At 45.7% G+C, this 21,928-nt stretch carries 14 protein-coding genes; 9 read left to right on the forward strand and 5 right to left on the reverse strand.

What is annotated here, in order from left to right:
- Nucleotides 1-378: 378 nt before the first annotated feature.
- Nucleotides 379-4,137: an alpha-L-arabinofuranosidase C-terminal domain-containing protein gene (locus QP794_RS12545; RefSeq protein WP_285076942.1), complete on the forward strand. Its 3,759-nt coding sequence runs from the start codon at nt 379-381 to the stop codon at nt 4,135-4,137.
- A gap of 83 nt (nt 4,138-4,220) precedes the next feature.
- Here QP794_RS12545 and QP794_RS12550 read toward each other — a convergent pair whose 3' ends face one another.
- Nucleotides 4,221-5,618 carry a TrkH family potassium uptake protein gene (locus tag QP794_RS12550; protein ID WP_285076944.1) on the reverse strand — a complete coding sequence of 466 codons (1,398 nt, stop codon included), beginning with the start codon at nt 5,616-5,618 and terminating at the stop codon, nt 4,221-4,223.
- The gene (locus QP794_RS12555; RefSeq protein ID WP_285076946.1) at nt 5,602-6,267 is read right to left on the reverse strand and encodes a potassium channel family protein; all 666 of its coding nucleotides are present in this window, start codon (nt 6,265-6,267) and stop codon (nt 5,602-5,604) included. Before QP794_RS12555 ends, QP794_RS12550 begins: the two co-directional genes overlap by 17 nt.
- Before the next feature lie 319 nt (nt 6,268-6,586).
- Here QP794_RS12555 and QP794_RS12560 point away from each other — a divergent pair, with 319 nt between their 5' ends.
- The 5 genes from QP794_RS12560 to QP794_RS12580 all read left to right on the forward strand — a co-directional run bounded on the left by QP794_RS12560 (nt 6,587) and on the right by QP794_RS12580 (nt 13,876).
- The gene (locus QP794_RS12560) at nt 6,587-7,492 is read left to right on the forward strand and encodes an ABC transporter permease (RefSeq protein WP_285076948.1); all 906 of its coding nucleotides are present in this window, start codon (nt 6,587-6,589) and stop codon (nt 7,490-7,492) included.
- Nucleotides 7,493-7,507: 15 nt separating this feature from the next.
- Nucleotides 7,508-8,398 (forward strand): carbohydrate ABC transporter permease, encoded by an 891-nt coding sequence (locus tag QP794_RS12565; protein WP_079344334.1) that lies wholly within the window; start codon nt 7,508-7,510, stop codon nt 8,396-8,398.
- A 75-nt stretch (nt 8,399-8,473) separates the two neighbouring features.
- The gene (locus QP794_RS12570) at nt 8,474-10,225 is read left to right on the forward strand and encodes a sensor histidine kinase (protein ID WP_285076951.1); all 1,752 of its coding nucleotides are present in this window, start codon (nt 8,474-8,476) and stop codon (nt 10,223-10,225) included.
- Nucleotides 10,226-10,229: 4 nt separating this feature from the next.
- Nucleotides 10,230-11,888: a response regulator transcription factor gene (locus QP794_RS12575; protein WP_285076953.1), complete on the forward strand. Its 1,659-nt coding sequence runs from the start codon at nt 10,230-10,232 to the stop codon at nt 11,886-11,888.
- Nucleotides 11,889-12,229: 341 nt separating this feature from the next.
- Nucleotides 12,230-13,876: an extracellular solute-binding protein gene (locus QP794_RS12580; RefSeq protein WP_285076955.1), complete on the forward strand. Its 1,647-nt coding sequence runs from the start codon at nt 12,230-12,232 to the stop codon at nt 13,874-13,876.
- Nucleotides 13,877-14,022: 146 nt separating this feature from the next.
- Here QP794_RS12580 and QP794_RS12585 read toward each other — a convergent pair whose 3' ends face one another.
- The gene (locus QP794_RS12585; RefSeq protein WP_285076957.1) at nt 14,023-15,633 is read right to left on the reverse strand and encodes a response regulator; all 1,611 of its coding nucleotides are present in this window, start codon (nt 15,631-15,633) and stop codon (nt 14,023-14,025) included.
- Nucleotides 15,614-17,365 carry a sensor histidine kinase gene (locus tag QP794_RS12590; RefSeq protein ID WP_285076959.1) on the reverse strand — a complete coding sequence of 584 codons (1,752 nt, stop codon included), beginning with the start codon at nt 17,363-17,365 and terminating at the stop codon, nt 15,614-15,616. The genes QP794_RS12585 and QP794_RS12590 overlap by 20 nt, the downstream gene beginning before the upstream one ends.
- Before the next feature lie 335 nt (nt 17,366-17,700).
- On the opposite strand from QP794_RS12590, the gene QP794_RS12595 reads away from it, so the two are divergent.
- From QP794_RS12595 to QP794_RS12605, 3 genes are all read left to right on the forward strand, one after another.
- On the forward strand, nt 17,701-18,624 hold the full coding sequence (locus QP794_RS12595; RefSeq protein WP_024634500.1) for an ABC transporter permease: 924 nt from the start codon (nt 17,701-17,703) through the stop codon (nt 18,622-18,624).
- Between the two features lie 40 nt (nt 18,625-18,664).
- Nucleotides 18,665-19,561 (forward strand): carbohydrate ABC transporter permease, encoded by an 897-nt coding sequence (locus tag QP794_RS12600; RefSeq protein ID WP_256984716.1) that lies wholly within the window; start codon nt 18,665-18,667, stop codon nt 19,559-19,561.
- Between the two features lie 102 nt (nt 19,562-19,663).
- Nucleotides 19,664-21,214 (forward strand): type 2 periplasmic-binding domain-containing protein, encoded by a 1,551-nt coding sequence (locus tag QP794_RS12605; protein ID WP_483311908.1) that lies wholly within the window; start codon nt 19,664-19,666, stop codon nt 21,212-21,214.
- Nucleotides 21,215-21,290: 76 nt separating this feature from the next.
- Here QP794_RS12605 and QP794_RS12610 read toward each other — a convergent pair whose 3' ends face one another.
- Nucleotides 21,291-21,554 (reverse strand): hypothetical protein, encoded by a 264-nt coding sequence (locus tag QP794_RS12610; protein WP_285076964.1) that lies wholly within the window; start codon nt 21,552-21,554, stop codon nt 21,291-21,293.
- Between the last annotated feature and the right edge of the window lie 374 nt (nt 21,555-21,928).

Consider the following 21,928-nt stretch of genomic DNA (forward strand, 5'->3'; position numbering starts at 1 on the left):
CCTGAAATGAAAAATCAACCTATTCACTGCCGCAAACGTTATATGGCCGGACAGTCCTCCTTTTCGATAATATTAAATATCAAGCGCTTTCATTTGTTATATTATCAATCAGTTTATATATTTGTAAACCATAAATATTATCGTTAGGGTGTCTTTATGAATCTTTATGATTGAGAGGGAGATAAGCAAAAAGATGGATTGATTCGTATGAATTCCTGTACTACGTTGGACTTTCTGTAATTTTGGGATTGAAATCATGACTCGGAATAAGATACTATACGATTAGATCAGTTGTTCATATATTTATTAATTAATTTACATTTATACGAATTAAAGAAAGCCATCTACGATAATTTACGCTACATAGGAGGAATGAACATGACTACATTTCGCAATCAACTCATCGCACACTACAAGTTTGAAGATGCAGCCAAGATCGGCAAGGATAGCTCGGGGAACGGACACAATGGAACAGCCTCAGGAGAAAAACTACCCAGCATTTCCGAAGTAAATGGCAGATCGGCGGTGACTTTTACCGGAGGATCGAACGGAACATCCTACTTGGAGCTGCCTTCGAATTTGCTGCAAGATGTAAGCGATAACACAGGTGTGACTGTTGCGGCATGGGTCCATTTGGACAAAGGTTCGAATGTGTGGGAGCGAATTTTCGACTTCGGCAATGGCGAGAAGGGCCCCTATTTATTTCTGACTCGTCAGATGAGAGGTACGTTATATGCGGGAGATGATTTGGTTGTAGACCCGGGACGCGGATTTGCCAGTGGGGAATGGATGCATATTGCTTTGTCGGTGGCAGGAAGTCAAGGCGGCACACGCAGCAGCGCAGGTCCGGTTGTATATGTGAATGGGGAGATGGTGGCGGATGGCTCCATCAGTCAGACGTCCAGTGGCAATTATGCCAAACTGCGCAGATGGTTTGATTCGTTCGTGGACCCTGTGAACTATAGCCGTAATTATATTGGACGTTCTCAGTACTCGGCAGATGTGGACTTTGCGGGATCACTATCTGATTTTCGGATTTATCAGACGGCTCTATCCATGGATGAAGTCATTGAGGTGATGTGCGAGTCCCTGACTGATGAAGAGATTGTGAAGCTAGCCGGAGATAAATATTTGTCTGCTCCAGCCCGGATTATTACCAAAGATGTAGCATTGCCTATAGATTTGCTAGGGGGAAAGGTGAACGTTCAATGGAGTTCAAGTCAGCCTGAAGTTCTGTCAGCGAATGGAGAAATTCAATCTCTGAGCTCTGCACAGGGAGTTCGTTTGAATGCACTTTTGACCAAGGGTGGAAGTACGTCGAACAAAAGTTTTGATGTCTCTGTTGTTCCAGAGCACCTCCCGCCTTATACCGTTACGATTCACGGGGATCAACGTGTGGCGGATATTAGCGAAGTAATGTACGGCCTCTTCTACGAGGACATTAACAATGCGGCAGACGGGGGAATCTATGCAGAGCTTGTTCAGAACCGCTCGTTTGAATCCTTTGCATTCGATACATACTCGCATGACTCGGGAGAATGTGGTTGTTCGACAGGTCGGAACCGTGATCCGTTGTATGCCTGGTCCGGGGATACCGACAAAATGATCGTGCAGCAGACCGATGGATTAAACACTCATTTTAACGTGAAAGACCCGGAAGTGAATGCTTATTATGTAACGGTTCCGGCTGGTGCGACGATTCGAAATCGCGGCTTCTCGGATTCCAATCAACATTGTGCCATGTCCATTAAGAAGGGTGAGGCATATGATTTTACTGTCTGGGCCAAGGCAGTATCCGCAGGAACGATTACGATTCAATTGCAGGATGGGAACGGCGATGCCATCAGTGATTCAGTTGCGCTGCAAGTGGAAGGTGGTAACACATGGATGAAGTACGGAATCCAGAATTCGAACGTAACCCTGACTGGAACGGAAACTGCGCTGGGGCAATTGGCACTCACCTTCGATGGGGACATTTCCATCGATATGGTATCGTTGATTCCACAAGATGTATGGGGAGCCAATCCGAAAGAGCAGGGAATATCCGCGTCAGCACATGCCAACTACACGGGTAATCCAAACTATCGACTCCGGAAAGACCTGGTTCAAGCACTCGTCGATCTGCATCCAAAGTTTCTGCGTTTCCCGGGGGGATGCATTTCGGAAGGTTCATTTATTTGGGACAATGTGTATGACTGGAAGGATTCGGTGGGACCGGTTGAACTTCGCAAGGAGAACTATAATGTCTGGGGTTACATGATGACGATGGGCCTCGGATACATGGAGTATTTCCAACTAGCTGAAGATCTGAATGCCGCTCCGGTTCCGGTCATGGCCTGTGGCGTTCTGTGCCAGGCGCGTTCGGATTATGCACATCCGGCGGGTGGCGCTTTGAGGGAGTATTATATCCGTAACTTTACAGACCTGATCGATTTTGCGCTCAGCACGGATATTGAACATAATGAATGGGCGGCCATACGGAGCAGCATGGGGCATCCTGAGTCGTTCGATCTGCGTTATCTTGGCGTAGGTAATGAGAACTGGGGAACCGAATTTTTTGCGAACTTTGAAGTATTCAAGACGTCAATTGATGATTATATGAAGCGTAACTATCCTGATCATGAGCTGCACATCATTTCGACAGTCGGCGCTCAGGCAGACGATGATGCGTACCAGCAGGGATGGAAATTCCTGAGCGGCAATCTGACCGGATCAGCTCAAGTCGCTTTTGCAGATGGCAAAGAGGTGATCGAGGAGACGGTCACTTGGTATGAGAACCAGGACAACTATATGGATACCATTGCCGATGAACATTACTATCGTTCCAATGACTATCTGCTGAACAACGTGGATCGGTACAACTATTATGAGCGGGCGTATCACGAAGATGGCAGTATGGATTGGAAAGAGACATCTAAGGTATTTGTGGGAGAATATGCGTCAACGGACAAAAATACCTTGGCAGGTGCGGTTGCTGAAGCGGCGATCATGACCGGGTTTGAAAATAATGCGGACGTTGTTCGCCTGGCTGCCTATGCACCACTATTTAACAAGGTACTAACAGATGGCACCTACCGCTGGACGCCGGACTGCATCTGGTTTGATGATGAGACGGTGTGGTACACACCGAATTACTATGTACAGCAGCTTTTTGCCAAGTACGTGGGCGATCAGGTGCTGAGCACTTCATTTTCAACATACAGCAAGGGTCAACCGATAGAGCTCATACCGCGTGGCGGGATCGAGATTGCGACAGGTCAAGCTGACATTGTGGTGAAACGGATTACGGTCACATCGAACCAGGATGGCAGGGTGCTGTTTACAGAAGATTTCAGGGAGCAGACAGCTCTGAATGAGTCGTGGAATCGGATTCCGGGATCGGCAGGATACACGCTGGAGACGGGAAAAGGGCTGATTTTGAAAGCGCAGGCAAGCGGTCTGAATGGGGTGTATCTTCTGAACGATGAATGGACGAATTATAAAGTTGAAGTTGAGATTCAGCGCACAGCGGGTGAGGATGGCTTCACCATCGGTGTGGGATTGACGGATATATCCCCTGAGAAAAAGGATGTCATTGAATACGCGATTGGATATGGCGGCAGTGCAACGGGAGTCAAAGTATACAAACAAGGTGTAGAGGGCTACACCCTGGGTGATTATTCTTCCAGTACTGCAGCGGGAAATCTCCGGGCAGCCAACTATGAACCACTGGAGAACGATACGAATTATACGATTACGATGAATTATGGTGGTGACACAGGGAAGAATCTGATCTGCTCTTATACCGATGGTCACACAACCAGCCGAATTCTGGATTACAAGCTCGAAGCGTACAACCGGGACGTATTCCATTCCGTTACGAGAGATGCACAGCATGTGTATGTGAAGCTGGTGAACGCAGATGGGGTGGATAAAGCAACTCAAATTCACCTTCAGGATCTGAACGTTGCTTCTGTTGCGAGAATGATAACACTTAGCGGCGATGAAGAATTGCTACATGTTCCCAACGTGAATCAGAAGAACGATGAGAAGATCGTTCCACAAGAACAAGTGATTCATCTACAGGAGGATTCGGTTGTGGTTCATCTGTCTGCGCATTCGGTGAATGTCCTGATCATGGAGCGTCTGTATAAATAATTAACAAAAATGCCCCTTTATCCAGACGTTAGGTCGTCTTAGATAAGGGGGCATTTTGAATAGAGTTAACAGGAGCCTATAGGTTAGCCAATAAGAACATGATCCTCGGCATAACCAATTTTGGACGTACGTTTCTTCTGGGCCAATGCAAAAGCGAGTGTTAAAGGTCCCAACCGACCTGCAAACATGGTGAAGATGACTAGAATTTTTCCAGTAGCACTCAGCTCACTTGTAAGGCCCATCGATAGTCCTGTAGTGCTAAACGCAGAAGTCGCTTCAAACAGAACATCCAGAAAATGATTCTCAAGAATTCCTTCGGAGATGGACAGAAGTATGGAGATTCCTAGCACAAACGCCAGTGAACTCATGACAACAGCGAGTGCGCGCATAACGGTTTCTTCTGCTATTTTACGCTCAAAAGCATGTGTTTGCCCGCCGCCCCGAAATGTTTGAATGGTCACTAGAACAAGCACGACAAAGGTGTTAACTTTAATTCCTCCACCCGTCCCGCCGGAAGCGGCTCCAATAAACATCAGGATAATAATAAAAAATTGGGATGTTGCAAGCATGCTACCAATATCAATTGTATTGAAACCGGAGCTTCGAGGGGCAGTACCCTGAAATAGAGCAGCCCATATGCGTTCGCCATAAGATAAATCAGCAAACGTGGACGGATTCCAACTTTCAAGTAAAAGGATGGTGATGAATCCAAACAAATATAGAGAAAAACTGCCGATTAATACAATCTTCGAATGCAGAGATAGCTTTCTCCATGATCGTTTGCGAAAAACATCCACAACCACAATGTAACCCAATCCGCCAATGATAAAGAGCGAAATGACCGTAAGATTGACTACCGGATCGCCAACAAAGGGGGAAAGGCTATTAGACCATAAGGAGAAACCCGCATTGTTGAAAGCAGACACAGAGTGGAATATCGCGTAATAAAGAGCTTGTCCCCATCCCAGTTCACTATGCCATCGCAAAGTAAGAATCAATGTAGCCAAAGCTTCAAAAGCAAAGGCTATGAGCACAATATACATCGAAAGCTTAACCAGACCTTGAGCAGAAGATGTATTGGTGGCTTGTTGAATAAGGAGCCTCTGTTTCAATCCAATCCGTTTCCCCAGAATAATGGCAACCATTACACCTAGTGTCATGAACCCCAACCCGCCAACCTGAATCAGAATCATGATGATGACTTGTCCAAATGTAGAAAAGACACTGCCTGTATCCAAGACAATTAACCCATTTACACATATGGCAGAGGTTGCTGTAAACAAGGCATCAAGTAAACCGATAGATGTTCCGGTATTCGAAGATACCGGCAATACAAGTAATATGGCCCCGATCCAGATGAGAGCGAAGAAGATCATCATGATAAGTTGAGGGGGACTCATATTATTTTTCAGTTTGTTTACAATCGATTCAACGATGGATAGAGCTGAAGTTCTCGGTACGTGTTTATTTCTTTTGCTCATAATCACTCTCCAGAATCCGAATGTCTTCGTTACTGCCGATTAACAAGAGCATATCTCCCGTACGAACGGTGTCTTCTGCCCTTGGAGAAATATTCAGGTTACTCCCCGTTTTGATGGCGATAACAGTACATCCATATCCTGCCCGGATGTTGAGTTCTTGTAGCGTTTTCTGATTCATACTTTCAGGAGCTTTGATCTCGACCAGGTTGTAGTCTGGAGACAATTCGATGGAATCAATAATGTTGTCTGAGCTAAGCTGATTCCCCAGCCTTGTGGCCATGTCACGTTCCGGGTAAACGATCTGATCGGCACCAATCTTGCTAAGCACACTGCCATGGTTATCATTTTTGGCCTTGGCTGTTACTTTGGGTACATTGAGTTCCTTCAATAACAGAGTGGTCAATATACTGGCTTGCAGATCTTCACCGATTGCGACAATGGCGTGGGAGAAGTTGCTTGCTCCCAACTCTTTGAGGACTGATTTGTCAGTACAATCCGCCTGTACAACATGGGTGGCTATTGTTGAAATTTCCTGAACCAGATTTTCATTCTTGTCTACTGCGAGCACTTCATGTCCATTGTTAATGAGCGTCCGTGTCAGGCTTGAACCGAATCGTCCAAGACCAAGTACGATAAACTGTTTTTTCATGATATCCCTCATTTGTTATCAAAATAAATAATTGTCACCTCTGAATCTTAATAGGTAAATATTACGTACATAGAATTGTAAGGTTTCATATGTTCAGTATCAAACCAGGGTGGAATTACCAAATACACGATATATCTATACATATCTCAAAAGAGTTTATTTTAATTGCTTAAGAATAGAATTGCAACCGATGCGTTCCTTTTTTAGTTGTATTGTTGGTCTGTAGACAATGGTCAACAAAAGATACCTAAAGTAAATAGCCTACACTATGGCCGATTCCTGACGGATTCTATAATGAATTTGAAGGAGGAGACAGCTCATGCGTTCCAACTACAAACAATTTATACGAAACGTTCCGCTTCATCTTATGATATTGCCTGGACTGATCATCATTATTGTATTCGGTTACATTCCGATGGCGGGACTCTCCATTGCCTTTCAGAATTTCTCTCCCATTGCCGGATTCAAAAATATGAATTGGGTCGGCCTGGACAATTTCAGGTACTTATTCGATCTGCCTGGATTCGGGCAGGTCGTATGGAATACCGTTTTCATATCCGTGATGAAAATTGTGTCCGGTTTGGTCATTCCGGTGCTTGTGGCCTTATTGCTGAATGAGGTACGCAAAACAGGGTTTAAACGAACAATACAGACGGTCATCTATATGCCGCATTTCTTTTCGTGGGTCATATTGGCCGGGATCATTGTGGATGTGTTGTCCCCTAGCACAGGTATCGTAAATATACTGCTTAAGGCGATAGGGGTTGAACCTGTTCAGTTCCTGGCCAACAACGAATGGTTTCCTTACATACTCGTCATTACGGACCAATGGAAAGAATTCGGATTTGGCACCATTATATACTTGGCCGCATTGACAAACATTGATAAATCCTTGTATGAAGCATCCGTAATGGATGGGGCGGGAAGATGGAAGCAGACATGGCATATTACGCTCCCCGGCATTCGTCCAATCGTAATACTGATGGTTACGCTAAGCCTTGGTAACGTACTGAATGGCGGCTTTGACCAAGTGTTCAATCTATATAATCCGCTCGTCTACGAATCGGGAGATATTCTCGATACCATGATCTATCGGATTGGTTTGCAGGATGCTCAGTACTCCGTATCCACCGCATTGGGCCTCATTAAATCAGTCGTTTCGTTCATCTTTATCGGGCTTGGATATTTCCTGGCCTATCGATTAGCCAATTATCGGATTTTCTAGAAAGGAGGCAAGAACATGCATCACGCTTCGAGAGCCTATCGATGGTTTCTGGGATTGAATTACGTCATCCTGACCCTTCTTGCCTTGCTGTGTCTGTTTCCTATTGTGAATATTCTGGCGATTTCGTTTAGTTCAAGTGATGCAGTCAAGGCGGGGAGTGTGACATTCTGGCCGGTGGACTTCACCCTGTCCTCCTATAAATACATTCTGGAGAATCAGCAGTTTCTAAACTCGTTCGGCACAAGTCTTCTCCGCGTTGTACTCGGGGTTGCGACCAATCTGGTCTTCACGATTCTTGTAGCCTATCCGCTCTCCAAAGAGGCAGCAAAGTTCCGTTCCAGAACATTCTATGCGTGGATTTTTGTCTTCACCATGCTATTCAGTGGGGGATTGATCCCGGGTTATCTTATCGTTAAGGAAGCAGGTCTGTTGGATTCAATCTGGGCCCTGATTTTGCCGGGGGCGGTTCCCATCTTTAATGTATTACTTATGCTGAATTTCTTTCGAGGCTTGCCGAAGGAATTGGAAGAAGCAGCATGGATGGATGGTGCAGGCCATTTTCGCACACTATGGAGCATTTACCTCCCCATTTCATTGCCAAGTATTGCAACCATCACACTATTTGCCATGGTAGGACACTGGAACGCCTGGTTTGATGGCATGATCTACATGAAGAGTCCGGAAGGTTATCCGCTAGCTACGTATCTGCAATCGATGCTGCAGCAAGTGACGATGCTTCAAAGTGAGATGATGACCCTGGAGGACGCAACGCTGTTAAGCCAGGTGTCGGACAGAACGACTCAGGCATCCCAAATCTTTTTGTCCGTTATACCCATTCTGCTCGTGTATCCATTCCTGCAAAGGTATTTCGTTCATGGACTTGTTGTAGGCAGTGTAAAGGGATAAGATCGATGGAGGAAAGCCAATGGGAGGAGCCGATTTCCGGCTCCTATTTGCCGTTGAGGAAAGGAGTGGAGGGAAATGAGATTTGCGATGGGCACCTGGAAAAATGCATCCATTGTCGTCAAGCTGATGATTGCTTTTGTGCTTGTCATTCTGCCCCTATATGGAATCAGCATTATGATCACACATACCAGCTCCAAGCAAATGCAGACAGAAGTGGAGAAGGCGCATGAATCAAAGCTGTATTTTTACCACAATCATCTGCAATTCGAACTGGAGCGAATGAGTGGGCTTGTGACCGAATTTTCGTTCGATGATACGATGTCCACGCTAAGTACACGAGCAGCGATCATGAGCAGGTATGAGGTGACTTCCAGTCTCAATAATATCCACAACAAGCTGGGTCAGATCATGGTAACGAGTCCCTATATCAGTGATGTTGTGTATTACGTACCGGCTCTGCATAAACGGGTCAGCGCAGTGGACGGAATTCGCAATGTGGAGGATGGCGAATGGAAGGCTCTGCTGGCAACTATGGGAAATCTGAATGGTGAGCTGTCTTATTCGGATAACAATCTTTATTTTCTCAAAAGCAACCCGTACAACATGAATCATGAGGAACCGCCCAATTTCATATTAGGCATACGTTTGTCTGCTGAAGAATTGAAGCACAGATTGCAGCAACTCGCGGAAACAGGGGGCAGTGATATTACGCTGAGCTTCGGAGAGCATCACAATGTGGTCATTTCTTCTTCTGATGAACCTGCATCGTCGGCACAATTGCAGCAGGTATCTCCAGAATCTCCGGTATCCATGCAGGTTACGAGGTTTCAATCCGATCCATTTCTGTACTATTCGCTTTATGATCCCGATCACTCATTCACGCTGACGGCCAGCATTCCTAATGATGTGCTCAAAGCTCCTCTGGAACAATACAACTTGTGGTTGTGGATGCTGACGCTTATTTCAATCGTTATTATTATGATCTTCTCCTTTTCGATCTATAGGTCGATTCACAAGCCGTTATCTGTGCTCATCCGCGGGTTCAGAATGGCGGAGCAGGGGCAGACAAGCATTCATATTCCACAATCCAGACGGGACGAATTTGGTTATTTGTACTCTCGTTTCAATCACATGATAGAGCGCTTACATATTCTGATTGATGAAAATTATGTTGCCCGCATACGAACCAGCGAGGCAGAACTTAAACATCTGCAGTCTCAGATTCAGCCTCACTTTTTATATAACAGCCTGTTCAGCATCAAGCAAATGGCCGAGGTTGAGAATGTTGAATTGATTCAGGAGTTTACCGATTATTTGGGACAATATTTCAGGTATATGTCCAGGGATTCTCATTCCGAGGTATCGCTCGGTGAAGAGATGGACCACGCCTTGGTCTATGCTTCGATTCAAAAAATCCGGTTTGGGTCAAGAGTCCAGCTGCAGCTGGAGGAACTAAGCAGGGATTATCGAGGTATTGCCATTCCCCGGGTCATCATTCAGCCGATTGTGGAGAATGTCTTCGAGCATGCCCTTGCCAAACGCAGTCAGGGAGGGACTCTGAAATTATCCTATCAAGTGGATCAAGACAAACTGTCCATTCGAATTGAGGATGATGGCGATCAGTTAACGGATGCAATCTTGAGCAATCTGCAAGCGTCCTTTCAAGAATCTGCGAATCAGAGATCTGGGAATGAAGAGATTACAGGACTGATGAATGTGAATCAACGTTTACGAATCAAGTTTGGGACAGGCTATGGCCTTAGCGCGCAGCGCAGTGCGTTGGGCGGGCTATGCATGATTATAAATATTCCATGGAGACGGGAGTAGTCGTATGCAGCGTATGTTAATTGTAGATGATGAACCGGTTATTTTGGATGGACTCTATGCTTTCTTTCAAAAGGCGGATTTTCAGGACATGGAGATCATTAAGGCGTACTCTGCCTTTGAAGCAATCGAGTGGTTGAACTCCGTCAAAATTGATATCGTGCTTAGCGACATCTGTATGCCTGGCATGGATGGCATGGAGCTGATCGAGAAGATTATGGATCGGTGGCCACGATGCAAAGTTCTTTTGCTGACAGGTCATAACGAATTTGATTATGCACATCAAGCGATACGCAACCCTTGTGTTGTGGACTACCTGTTAAAGACAGAGGGCATGAGTCATATCCGCGCTGCGGTAGAGCGGGCGTTAACACAAATTTCGGAGGAGAATGATTTCCGGTACCAGCACGCCTGGTTTCGCAGCAAGCTGCCCAGAGCGCTGCCTCAGCTACAAAGACAGTTGCTGCTGGATCTCCTAAAGCGAACGGAACGGCATGATATCGCCTCGCTTCAGGAAGAATTGGATGCTGTCCAGCTCCCCTTCATATCCGCTGAGCCTGTAATCCCGGTCATCATACGGGTCGAGGAGTGGAACAACTATCAATCCCAGGCAGACCGGAGTTTAATTCGATATGCCGTTGCCAATGTTGCGGAGGAGCTGCTTCAGGATAAGTCCAAGGTCAAAGCAATCGATCTGGATTATCAGGTCATTGCCTGCTTTGTTCAACCCAAGGTGGAGCTATCGAGCTTCTATACAGGACGGCAGGAGAAGTGGGAACAGACACTGCGTTTTGTCTATGGAACGCTGGAGTCTGTGCAGCAATCCTGTGCGAACTGCCTGAATCTGTCCGTCTCCATTATGGTGAGCGAGCAGGCAGTGGAGTGGATCGGGCTGAATCAGGCCATCGCGCAGTTGCGCCTGTCTATTCATGAGGGCCCGGGACTCGGGATGGAGAAGCTGCTTCGTGTCAATGTGCAGCATGATTTGCCATACATCCCCAATATTTTGAATCAGCAGAGTGTTGCAGCCCTTCATCTGGATCAGGTCAAGCAGCGCGTTACAGCAGGTGATAGGGAGTGGATGGAGTCGTTTCATAAATGGACAGAGGCTTCAAAAGAAGGGCTTCAGGACCCATTCTTTCGAATGAAAATCTATACTGGAGCAGGCAGCGGGCTGATCGATCTTCTTCATGAACTGGGCTTGTACGAATCGGCGATGGAGGAAATAGCATTGTCTCGAATGCTTCATTTTGACATCCATACGGCTTGGTCAGATCTGGTGGTTTTCTATCAATCGGCATATGAATGGATCATCTCCAAACGAAGTGTTACGCGCATCCATGATCAGTCGCAGATTCTTATTACCATTCATCATTATATCAAGCACCATCTGGAGGATGACCTTTCGTTAACCCGAATTGCACAGGAGGTTTCTCTCAATCCGTCATATCTGTCCCGTTGGTACAAGCGCATAACAGGCAAAGGCATATCGGACTATATCCATGACCGGCGCATTGAGCGCAGCAAGGAATTACTTCTCGGCTCGGCCTGCAAAATGCATGAAATATCCGCCAAGGTCGGATTTAGTGATCAGCATTATTTTTATCGATTCTTCAAAAAAGCTACCGGCTGCACGCCGCAGGAATATCGGGATCAAAAAAGTTAGATCAAGTATGAAATGGTAAATCAAAGATACCAGATGTCAACGGGGTGCACTCGAAGTGATAGCGCTTACTTATTACAATAAATTATATATAAGATGAAGCAAGATTAAACCATAACGGAGAGAGCAGAAGAGACCTGTAGAAGCGGAGCTAAAAGCTTTCTGTGAAAGCTACTTCGTAAGCATAAACTCGCCTTTATCACCGGATTTCTCCCTTCTAAAAGGGATAAAGGAAATCTGGGGATAACAGCGATCAAAAGGTTGTTCTGCTATCGGAGTGCAACGTTTAATATTCATTAGTTCATCTTATATACCTCACGGGAGGAATAAAAAGGGGGATTCGCATGAACATGTCATTAAAGAAATTCTCATTGTTAACGTTAACCATGGTTCTGGCAACTACGCTTGCAGCCTGTTCTTCCGGTACGGGTAGCGCGGAGAATGAAGCCCAGCCGAACAACACACAGCAGGATGCCGGAGGTCCGCTTACGAAATATGATCCACCCATCAAATTAACATCAACCATGAATGAAACCGGAAAAGAATCGCTTGCTGAAGGTGATACACACGCCAATAACATTTGGACCCGGGGATACAAGGATGAGCTGGGCATCGATGTCACCTACGACTGGATTGTTCCGGATGCCAATTATAACGACAAAATGAACGTCACCCTGGCTAGCGGCGATTTGCCAGATGTACTCAAAGTGAGTGCTGTGCAATTCGAACAGCTGCATGAGGCAGGAATGCTGGAAGATCTGACCGAGGTTTATGATAAGTATGCATCGGATCTGGTCAAGGAGTTTATGTCCGCTGAGAATGGAGCAGGTTTGAAGCCAGTAACCAAGGACGGCAAGATATACGCGATGGTAAGCTTTCCAGGCTCGCTGGATTCCTCGGATATGATCTGGATTCGCCAGGATTGGTTGAAAAAGGTCGGGCTTGAAACGCCAAAATCCATGCAGGACGTCATCCAGATTGCAGAAGCTTTCACCTTTGAAGATCCGGACGGAAATGGTAAAGATGATACGTACGGCATTGCACTTAATAAGGATTTGCCCATTAATGCGTTCCTGCTTGGTTATCATGGTTATTTGGAAACCTGGATCAAGGATGCTTCAGGCCAGATTGTGAATGGTACCGTTCAACCTGAGGTGAAGGAAGGATTGCGTGAGCTGCAAAATCTGTATCAGAAGGGTGTACTCGATCCCGAGTTTGGCGTTAAGGACTTTACGAAGATGATGGAAGATGTGAATGCAGGCAAGTCAGGCATGTTCTTTCTGCCACAATGGGCGCCATTTCAGGTTAGCAGCATGATCAAGAAGGATAAAAACGTGGACTGGTTGCCTTATCCGGTACAATCAATCGACGATCAGCCAGCCAAAACACAGAACCACCTTAGCTTGGGCGGCATATTCGCCGTACGTAAAGGCTATGAGCACCCGGAAGCATTGATCAAGCTGCTGAACTTCCAGGCAGAAAAAATGTTCGGTGAATCTGCCAAGGAAGAGCGCGCTGCGTATTTGAACGGGTTGACCGGACTTGGTTTTCATAATGCGACGGTATCCAATCTGCCTGCCAACAAAAACGTAAAAGCACAGGATGAAGTGGAGCAGGCGCTCAAAACGGGAGATACTTCGGGATTAGAGCTTGAAGCGAAGCTGTTCTACGATGATATTATGGATTACCGTAATGGTAATCTGGATAAGTGGCATATGGAACGTATTTTTGGACCGGAGAGCTCGCAGGGCGTCATTAAATATTATCGGGATAACGACCTGATTGTCATGAATGAATTTATCTACGCACCAACGAGAACCATGAATACGAAACAGGCAACCCTGGATAAGCTGCGCGCGGAGACGTTTCTGAAAATCATCTACGGCAACCTGTCTATTGATGAGTTCGATAGCTTTGTTGCCAATTGGAAAAAGCTTGGTGGTGACCAAATCACTCAGGAAGTGAATGAAGTCATTAATGCCAATAAGTAACGAAAAGTTGATGCACAGCAAATGCCACTCTGCGTACGATACGCAGGGTGGCATTTTTATGGTGGAGGACAGGAACATATGGATCAGAAGAATCAGATTCACAAACCAAGTTATAACCCTGCGTTATTCCGCTTCAGGTCTGCAGATCATCCTGTTTCATGAGCGCCATCCCGGTGCCTCTTGCGATATTCATTGGGACTGCAGCCCATCTCTTGCTTAAACAGCTTGGTAAAGTGTGAGTAGTTGGTATAGCCAACATGTCCCGCAATGGCATGGACTGATTGTGAAGTCGTTTCCAACAGCTGGCGAGCGGCTACAAGACGGGTATGTATGACATAATTTCCAAGTGAGATTCCCATCTCTTTCTTGAACAGACGTGCGAGATAGTCCGGATTCAGATAGACCATTTCCCCCAGGTTATTCCTCGTTAGATCTTCCCCGTAATGAGTACGTATATAATGGGTAATCTCATGTACAACCGACTTCGGCTGCTCGGCAACATTCAGGTAATCCGCAGCGGTATTAACGAGATAGGCTATGTAGGATTGCATATCTTCAATAGAATACAGAGATTGCATGAATAATTGATCATTCGTTTTGCCCATATACAGCTTGTGGACCTCAATTCCTTTGCTCTTCAATTGGGCATAGACAAGCTGTACCAGGTCGAGACGCAACAGGCTAAGCACGGCAGTACCGACCACCCCTTCACGAACAAGTTGGTGCATATAACGAACGGTTTCATCCAGAAAGGCCTGAAAGCGGTTCTCATTCAGCAATTGCTCCAGCAATGCCAGATCAGGCGGTGTGTAATTCAATTCAGGCGTGCTGTAGTTCTTCAGAAAAAAGGTCTGGTTGCGGTGTTTGATTCGTTCTTCATTCATTAGCAGCAGCTCGTTGATCGTGTGACGAATCTGACCCAGTGGCAGAGAAAAGCCGATACTACAGCAGGCATCCGACTTCAGATAATTATTAACCTCCGGGATGAACGAACTGCACATGGATTCGATCAGTGGTGCATCGGGTGCTCTGTTCCATTTTAAAATAACCATCCAGTTATGCTCCTTGATCTCGGTAATGGCTTCAATGGAGAAGAGAGCGTCCTGAAACCGTTCAACCATCACATTCAAACAAGCGTAATCGAACAGGTTCTTGTCGGTCTTGCCCAGGGTGCCATCATACGGAAACAGGTTAACCAGAATAGGAAGAAATAGATCCGTTGTTTCATATGGAAGATTTTGTTCTGTCAAAAAGGCAGAGACGTCGGCAGGGCCGGAAGGAAAGGCTTTACCAGAGATCAGCCTGCGCCAGCTGTCCTCAATGAGCTTGCTGCGGTTTTTTTGCCACAGTTCACCCTCATGAATGGCTTTGGCAATGAACTGCTGATCTAGGGCTTTGGCAACCGCTTTTTGAATAATAAGAGTCAACTTGTCAAACTCAATAGGCTTCAGGAAATAATCAAAGCTTTGCAGTTCGATTGCTTTCTGGGCATAGTTGAAATCGGCATAGTTAGTGAGAAAAATTGTCTGTACACTATGTGATTCCTCCCGGACCCATGCCAGCAGTTCAAGTCCGCTTCCCTGGGGCATCTCAATATCGCAAATGAGGATCTGAACAGGATGGCTCTGTAAAATCTCCTTGGCCTGCGCAATGTTATAGGCTGTGAATATGGTGTCGATGCCAAGGCTTTTCCAGTCAATTTTCTTTTCCAAAGCCATGACGACAAAGTAATCATCATCAACCAGCAATGCATTCATGGTTTGTCACCTCTCCCGTAGTATCTGAATTCAGTATCATTTTGGGTAAGGAAAGCGTGATCCGAGCGCCACTTGCGTCGTTTGCAAATGTAATATTCGCTTCCTCTCCATACAACAACTCCAAACGTTGGATAGTATTCATAATGCCAATTCGGTTGCCGCCAGTTTGTTCGAGCGCTTCTCCACGCATGAGTGCGTCAAGAACATCCCGGCTGAAGCCTGGACCTGTATCCGAAATTTGGATGAGCACATGATCGCCATGTTCCTGACGTTCTTCCGTCACGGATAAAGTAATACATAACTCCCTGTCCCGGGAGACCCCGTACTTGACGGCATTTTCAATGAATGTCTGAATAACAAGCGGTGGCACAGCGATGCCCGTAATAACCTCTGGCTGTTCAATTCGATAGGAAAAAGCATCTCGATAACGTGATTTCTGGATGTCCAGGAACGTTCTCACATGCTCAATCTCATTCTCCAGAAGAACGAAATTCTCCCCACTTTGAAAGATATAGCGGAAATATCGGGATGTAGCCAGAGCCATGCTCTCAATTTCTTCATACATCTGCATCTGTGCCATACTGTACATGCTCGTCAGACAATTCAGAAAGAAGTGGGGCTTAATCTGTAACTTCATATAATCCAAACGTATTTTTTGTTTCTCCAATTCCTGCTCGTAGCGATCAATCTTGAATCGTTTAATCTGGCCCACCAGTTCCTTGAACTGTGCATTGACCTGCTCCAGTTCCATAATTCGGCTGCTCTTAAAGTCTGTAGCTTCGTCACCTTCGTTAATACGCGCCAGATTTTTGGAAAATCGCTGAATGGGAACCAGCAGATTTTTTCTGAAAAACAACATAATTGCGCTTAACGAGGACGTTACGATCAGAAAAAGCAGCATAATGAGCAGCTGGGCCACCATAATTTTCTCGAATGCGCCAAACTTGATAACCATATGTGCGCTGAATGCCGCATTGGAGAAGTCACTGCTCACGACATTGTGAGACTGAAACAGATCAAGAAATGAATGTCTCTTTTCCGGTATGTGATCCCCTCCGGCAGGCCCGGAAAGTTGCACACCATTCTCGTCAACGAGAGAGGCGTATCCGTTGGCACCCAGATTAATCTGCCGGAGAGGGGAGATCAGATCATCCGCGGATATCAAGGCAATCAGATAACGGTTGTAGTACGGCACAATATTGATAAGATAAGAAGTGCCGTTCACGTGGATGGGTGTCCAATGGGAATAGAACTTCTCATATACAGCTTTATCGTGGGTCAGCGTAATGATCTGTTTTTTCACTTCTGCATAATCCGAATAGGAGATGCTTATTGGCGCGCAGTTGAGGAAATATTCACTATTCTCCAAATAATAAAAGAAATTGTACGATTGCCCGTAGTTTCGCTGTAGTTCGGCGAAGAGCATATGTAGTTTTTCGTTGGCCTTCAGGAACGGAATACTGTTTACACCATATGTATTCATGTTGTCGAGATTCTCGTCATTGGCCAGTGTCCATCCCATGAAATGATTAATGTACGCAAAATCGTGATTAATGCGATTGATGTACAGATCGGCCGCATCCTGCAAGTATTGGGTGGATTGCTGCTTCACCATAGAGATGGAAGCAATGCTGATGACCAGATCCAGAATGAACACGACAAATGAAATGACGAACATCATGCGGATATAATGCCGAATGGGGTAGGGTTTAATGACGTTCAGGTTTGCCATAAGCAATGCACCACTTTCTTGATTCCTTGGTTATGAATGCGCTTTAATATCTCAGGAATAGTATAAAACCTTTGTTTGAAAAAAGCATAAAGATTTGCGTTTTTTGATTCATAAGTCCGAAATACACACACGAAAGTCTGGATAACGATATGATTTTTGCTCCCAAGTGTTTCGGTTACTCGTGAACTTGAACAATGGAACCAGAGAAGTCCGAATAACGTCCGTAGCGGTCCGATAAACCGAATATGATGGGGTTTATACTGAAGCTATTCCAGAGATGACAGGTCCAGGGGGAAAGCAGCATCAGTATAGATTACAGGAGGGAAGGAAGAACCATGAGGACCAATCCATTATATATCGGAAAAAGGCTAGAGAGAATCAGGCGAAACTGGGGCCTTTACGTTCTGCTTTTTCCAGCAGTTCTGTTGACTCTATTATTTGCCTACAAGCCAATGTACGGCGTATTAATTGCGTTTAAGGACTACAGTCCGGCCATGGGTATCGGAGACAGCCCTTGGGCTGGATTCAAATACTTTGAGAAGTTCTTTCATTCCTATCAATTCACCAATACGATTCGCAATACACTCGTGATTAGCTTGTACAGTCTGGCTACCTTTCCGATTCCGGTTATGCTTGCACTACTCGTGAACCAGATGAGATCGGGGAGATTCAAAAGGTTTTTCCAGACCATTTCGTATATGCCCCATTTTATATCAACCGTAGTTATGGTGGGGTTAATGCTGATCCTGTTCTCACCAAGTACCGGGCTCGTAGGTAACATGTATCAGCTTTTTGGAGCGGAAGCACCGGATCTGATGGGTTCATCCGCTTTATTCAGCAGTGTATATGTCTGGTCTGATGTGTGGCAGCATGTTGGCTGGGACAGCATTATCTATATTGCTGCACTGTCTGCCGTAGACCCAAGTCTTTACGAAGCGGCAACGGTTGACGGAGCAAGTCGATGGCACAAGGTTCGATATATCGATATTCCGATGCTGCTGCCAACGGTCATCACGTTGCTTATTTTACGGATGGGCGGATTACTTGGGGTTGGATTTGAGAAAGTCTATCTGATGCAGAACGACTTGAACATTCTCTCCAGTGAGATTCTGTCTACTTATGTTTACAAAATCGGTCTGCTGAGCAGCCAATACAGCTTCTCCTCGGCGATCAACCTGTTTAACACGGTTATTAATTTCATTTTGCTTATACTGGTCAACCAGTTGTCCAAGAAATATAGTGAAAACAGTCTATGGTAGAGGGGAGAAAAACAAGATGAGCGTTATGGAACCGGCAGCAATGACCAGAACTCCCCGTACCAAACGTCGTGCACCCTTTTCGGTTGCAGAAGTCGTGCTGTATGCCTTTGCTGTTCTTTTTCTCATTGCTATCATTTACCCGATCTATTTTATTGTCATCGCCTCTTTCAGTGATCCTTCATCCGTGGCTAACGGACAGGTGTGGCTGTTTCCCAAAGGCTTTACGCTGGAAGGGTATAAGGAACTGCTGCGACACGAGAATATCTGGATTGGATATCGCAATACCATTCTGTATACGGTGGTGGGAACACTTTTTGGACTTGTGGTTAATATTTCGGCGGCTTATGCTTTATCCAGAAAAGACCTGGTCGGACGAAAGTTTTTCTCACTGTTTTTTATCTTTACGATGTTCTTCAGCGGAGGATTGATTCCCACCTTCCTGACGATCCGCGACTTCCATCTCTACAACACGTTCCTGGTGATGGTGCTTCCATTCTCTGTGGTGGTTTTCGACATGATCGTTGCCCGGACATTTTTCCAGACCAGCATTCCGGGGGATCTATGGGAAGCTGCCCAAATCGATGGTTGTGGGAACCTGCGGTATTTTGTACTGATCGTATTACCGCTGTCCAAAGCAATCATTGCAGTCCTCGGACTATGGATTGCTGTAGGATATTGGAATTCATATTTTAACGCCTTAATTTATTTGAAAGATCCGAATCTGTATCCGCTTCAATTGATTCTGCGCAATATCCTCATCACGAATCAGATGCAGTCCGGTATGGGTACAGGAGAAGCAGCACAAGTTGCCCTGCGCCTTGCCAATTTGATGAGGTATTCCGTTATTATTATCGCTACAATTCCGATCATGTGTGTGTATCCGTTCATCCAGAAGTACTTTAATCAGGGGGTGATGATCGGCGCCGTGAAGGAATAAGGCAGGTTAAAATTCATTACGAATCAAGGGGGTTCCCAAATGGGGAAAAAGATAGGCAAGAAGTTATTTACCAAAATGAGCAGCGTGCTTCTCGCGTCGGTCATGTTGGTCAGCGTTGTTGGCTGTAGTAGTGGAAAGGGTAGTGAACCTGCAGAGCCTACAATATCAAGCGACTTCAATCAGGAAGGTCTGCCGATTGTCAATAAACCGGTCACACTCAAGGTACTGACGGTTCGCTGGGGAAATATGGGCGACACCTTTACACAGAACCAATGGCTCAAGGATTTGGAGAAAGATTCCAATGTGAAGATTGAGTGGCAGGTGATGTCTTCTAATGACTGGGGTGAACAGAAATCCATAATGCTTGCCAGTGGCACACTCCCGGACATTATTCTGGGCGACCAGGTGTTTAGTGATTCGGACATTGTAAACAACCTGAGCTATTTCCGCCCACTGGATGAATATATTGACTCGTATATGCCCAACTTGAAGGCGGCTATGGAAGAGACGCCAGACATGAAGAAAATCAGTACATTTCCAGATGGTAAAATCTACTCCATGCCAACCAGACTTCCTTCCCGTCCAAAAAGCCGGAACCAGCCTGTAATCAACAAGGCATGGCTCGATAAGCTGGGCCTGAAGGCACCAACAACAACAGAGGAACTGTATCAGGTATTAAAAGCGTTTAGGGAAAAGGATCCGAATGGTAATGGCAAAAAGGACGAAATTCCTTACACGGAAACAGGACTGAATGTGGATTTTCTGAATCCGTTCGGGATTACCGACATTAATGCCAGCAGCATGATTGTCCAGGATGGCAAGCCTGTGTTCTATCCAACAACCGATGCCTATAAAGAAGCTCTTATTTATACCAATAAGCTCTATTCTGAGGGATTGATTGATCAGGAACTGTTCACACAGGACAACACCATGACATCAGCCAAATGGCAAAATGCAGACATCCCAATCGTCGGTTTCAGCAATCAGTGGACACCTGATGCGGTATTTGGCAAATGGAGTGACCAATATGAAGCCATTGCTCCCATTGCCGGACCTGACGGCAAACGCTATCAGCCGGGTGACCCCGGCGGCATGAACCTGGCCCGGAACGAACTGCTTATTACGACTTCATGCACTGTTCCTGAAGTAGCTGCACGCTGGGCTGACCAGTTCTATTCCAATGAAGCCAGCATCCAGAATTTCTGGGGTGCGATCGGAACGGTAATCAAGAAAAACGATGATGGCACATACACACTCATGGACCCGCCGGCAGGCACCAGCGCCGATGCATGGTACTGGGATCAATCCCTGCGTGATTTTGGTCCCAAATATGTAAGCCCTTCCTTTGAAGAGAAAATTAAACTTAATCCGCAGGCAGGCGACGGACTCAAACTGCAAATCGATCAGCTGGGCAGCGCCGATGTAACTACACCTTATCCGAAGGTCATGTACAATGCAGAAGAGTTCCAGGAGCTGCCAACGCTGACAACGGATATTGATGGTTACGTGGCCACGATGCGTGCCCAGTGGGTAACGAAGGGCGGTATCGAACAGGGCTGGGATGCTTATATCAAAAAGCTGAATGATATGGGACTTGAACAGTTACTGACCATCCGTAACAATGCCTTCGAGCGTTATATGAACGTCAAATAGGCTCGAATCAGCCGTTCATTTCTTAAATAACAAACAGGTGCGCTTCCGAGTTGAAGGAAGGCACCTGTTTGTTTGTTTATGATCTGCGTTTTAACAATAAGACGCCACTGATATTTGATGTTTTTTTACGATATACCACTTTAAATCCGATATCATTGTCCAGCAAGCAGTTTAAGGCATTGATCAGCAATGCGCCAGGTACCAGTGTGAAGGTACAAGGGGAAGTGTTTCCGATCACACGCACACTTTTGATTCTGCGTGGAGAACCGGGAACGAGCGGATTTCTGGACCAATAGATCAATACCAAATCCGGTTGTGGAACAGCTTTTACAGCAGCCATCCTCATCATCTCTTTTCTATTAAATTTCTTTATAGTAAATGAAAAGTAGATGAGGAAGGTGCTAGACAAAAGACGCTATGTTTGAGAAATGGGGCAATGATCAAGTTGCCAATAAGGCGAATCCCATGCGATATTACATTAAATGCCTTTCTTCGGGATAATAACGGAACAGAGATGTCTTCCAACGAAGGGGTTAAAATATCGGATGACAGCAACTCGCTAAAAGCGGGGGATCGTGGGCCTAGTTCGTTTTGATTACGTTGGGCCGCCGCTGAATCACAAATTGTTGAAACAGGATCTCTTCCCAGAGATCCTGTTTGTTGTACCTGAACAACGAGGAGCATAGTATATCCACTCTTTCATTCTCAGCAGTT

The organism is Paenibacillus sp. UMB7766-LJ446 (assembly GCF_030226665.1).
GTDB classification, from domain to species: Bacteria; Bacillota; Bacilli; order Paenibacillales; family Paenibacillaceae; genus Paenibacillus; species Paenibacillus vandeheii.

Excerpts from the sequence above, each read along its gene's own strand:
- QP794_RS12545 (WP_285076942.1), top strand. The coding sequence starts at position 379 with ATGACTACATTTCGCAATCAACTCATCGCACACTACAAGTTTGAAGAT.
- QP794_RS12550 (WP_285076944.1), bottom strand. The coding sequence starts at position 5,618 with ATGAGCAAAAGAAATAAACACGTACCGAGAACTTCAGCTCTATCCATC.
- QP794_RS12555 (WP_285076946.1), bottom strand. The coding sequence starts at position 6,267 with ATGAAAAAACAGTTTATCGTACTTGGTCTTGGACGATTCGGTTCAAGC.
- QP794_RS12560 (WP_285076948.1), top strand. The coding sequence starts at position 6,587 with ATGCGTTCCAACTACAAACAATTTATACGAAACGTTCCGCTTCATCTT.
- QP794_RS12565 (WP_079344334.1), top strand. The coding sequence starts at position 7,508 with ATGCATCACGCTTCGAGAGCCTATCGATGGTTTCTGGGATTGAATTAC.
- QP794_RS12570 (WP_285076951.1), top strand. The coding sequence starts at position 8,474 with ATGAGATTTGCGATGGGCACCTGGAAAAATGCATCCATTGTCGTCAAG.
- QP794_RS12575 (WP_285076953.1), top strand. The coding sequence starts at position 10,230 with ATGCAGCGTATGTTAATTGTAGATGATGAACCGGTTATTTTGGATGGA.
- QP794_RS12580 (WP_285076955.1), top strand. The coding sequence starts at position 12,230 with ATGAACATGTCATTAAAGAAATTCTCATTGTTAACGTTAACCATGGTT.
- QP794_RS12585 (WP_285076957.1), bottom strand. The coding sequence starts at position 15,633 with ATGAATGCATTGCTGGTTGATGATGATTACTTTGTCGTCATGGCTTTG.
- QP794_RS12590 (WP_285076959.1), bottom strand. The coding sequence starts at position 17,365 with ATGGCAAACCTGAACGTCATTAAACCCTACCCCATTCGGCATTATATC.
- QP794_RS12595 (WP_024634500.1), top strand. The coding sequence starts at position 17,701 with ATGAGGACCAATCCATTATATATCGGAAAAAGGCTAGAGAGAATCAGG.
- QP794_RS12600 (WP_256984716.1), top strand. The coding sequence starts at position 18,665 with ATGACCAGAACTCCCCGTACCAAACGTCGTGCACCCTTTTCGGTTGCA.
- QP794_RS12605 (WP_483311908.1), top strand. The coding sequence starts at position 19,664 with ATGTTGGTCAGCGTTGTTGGCTGTAGTAGTGGAAAGGGTAGTGAACCT.
- QP794_RS12610 (WP_285076964.1), bottom strand. The coding sequence starts at position 21,554 with ATGGCTGCTGTAAAAGCTGTTCCACAACCGGATTTGGTATTGATCTAT.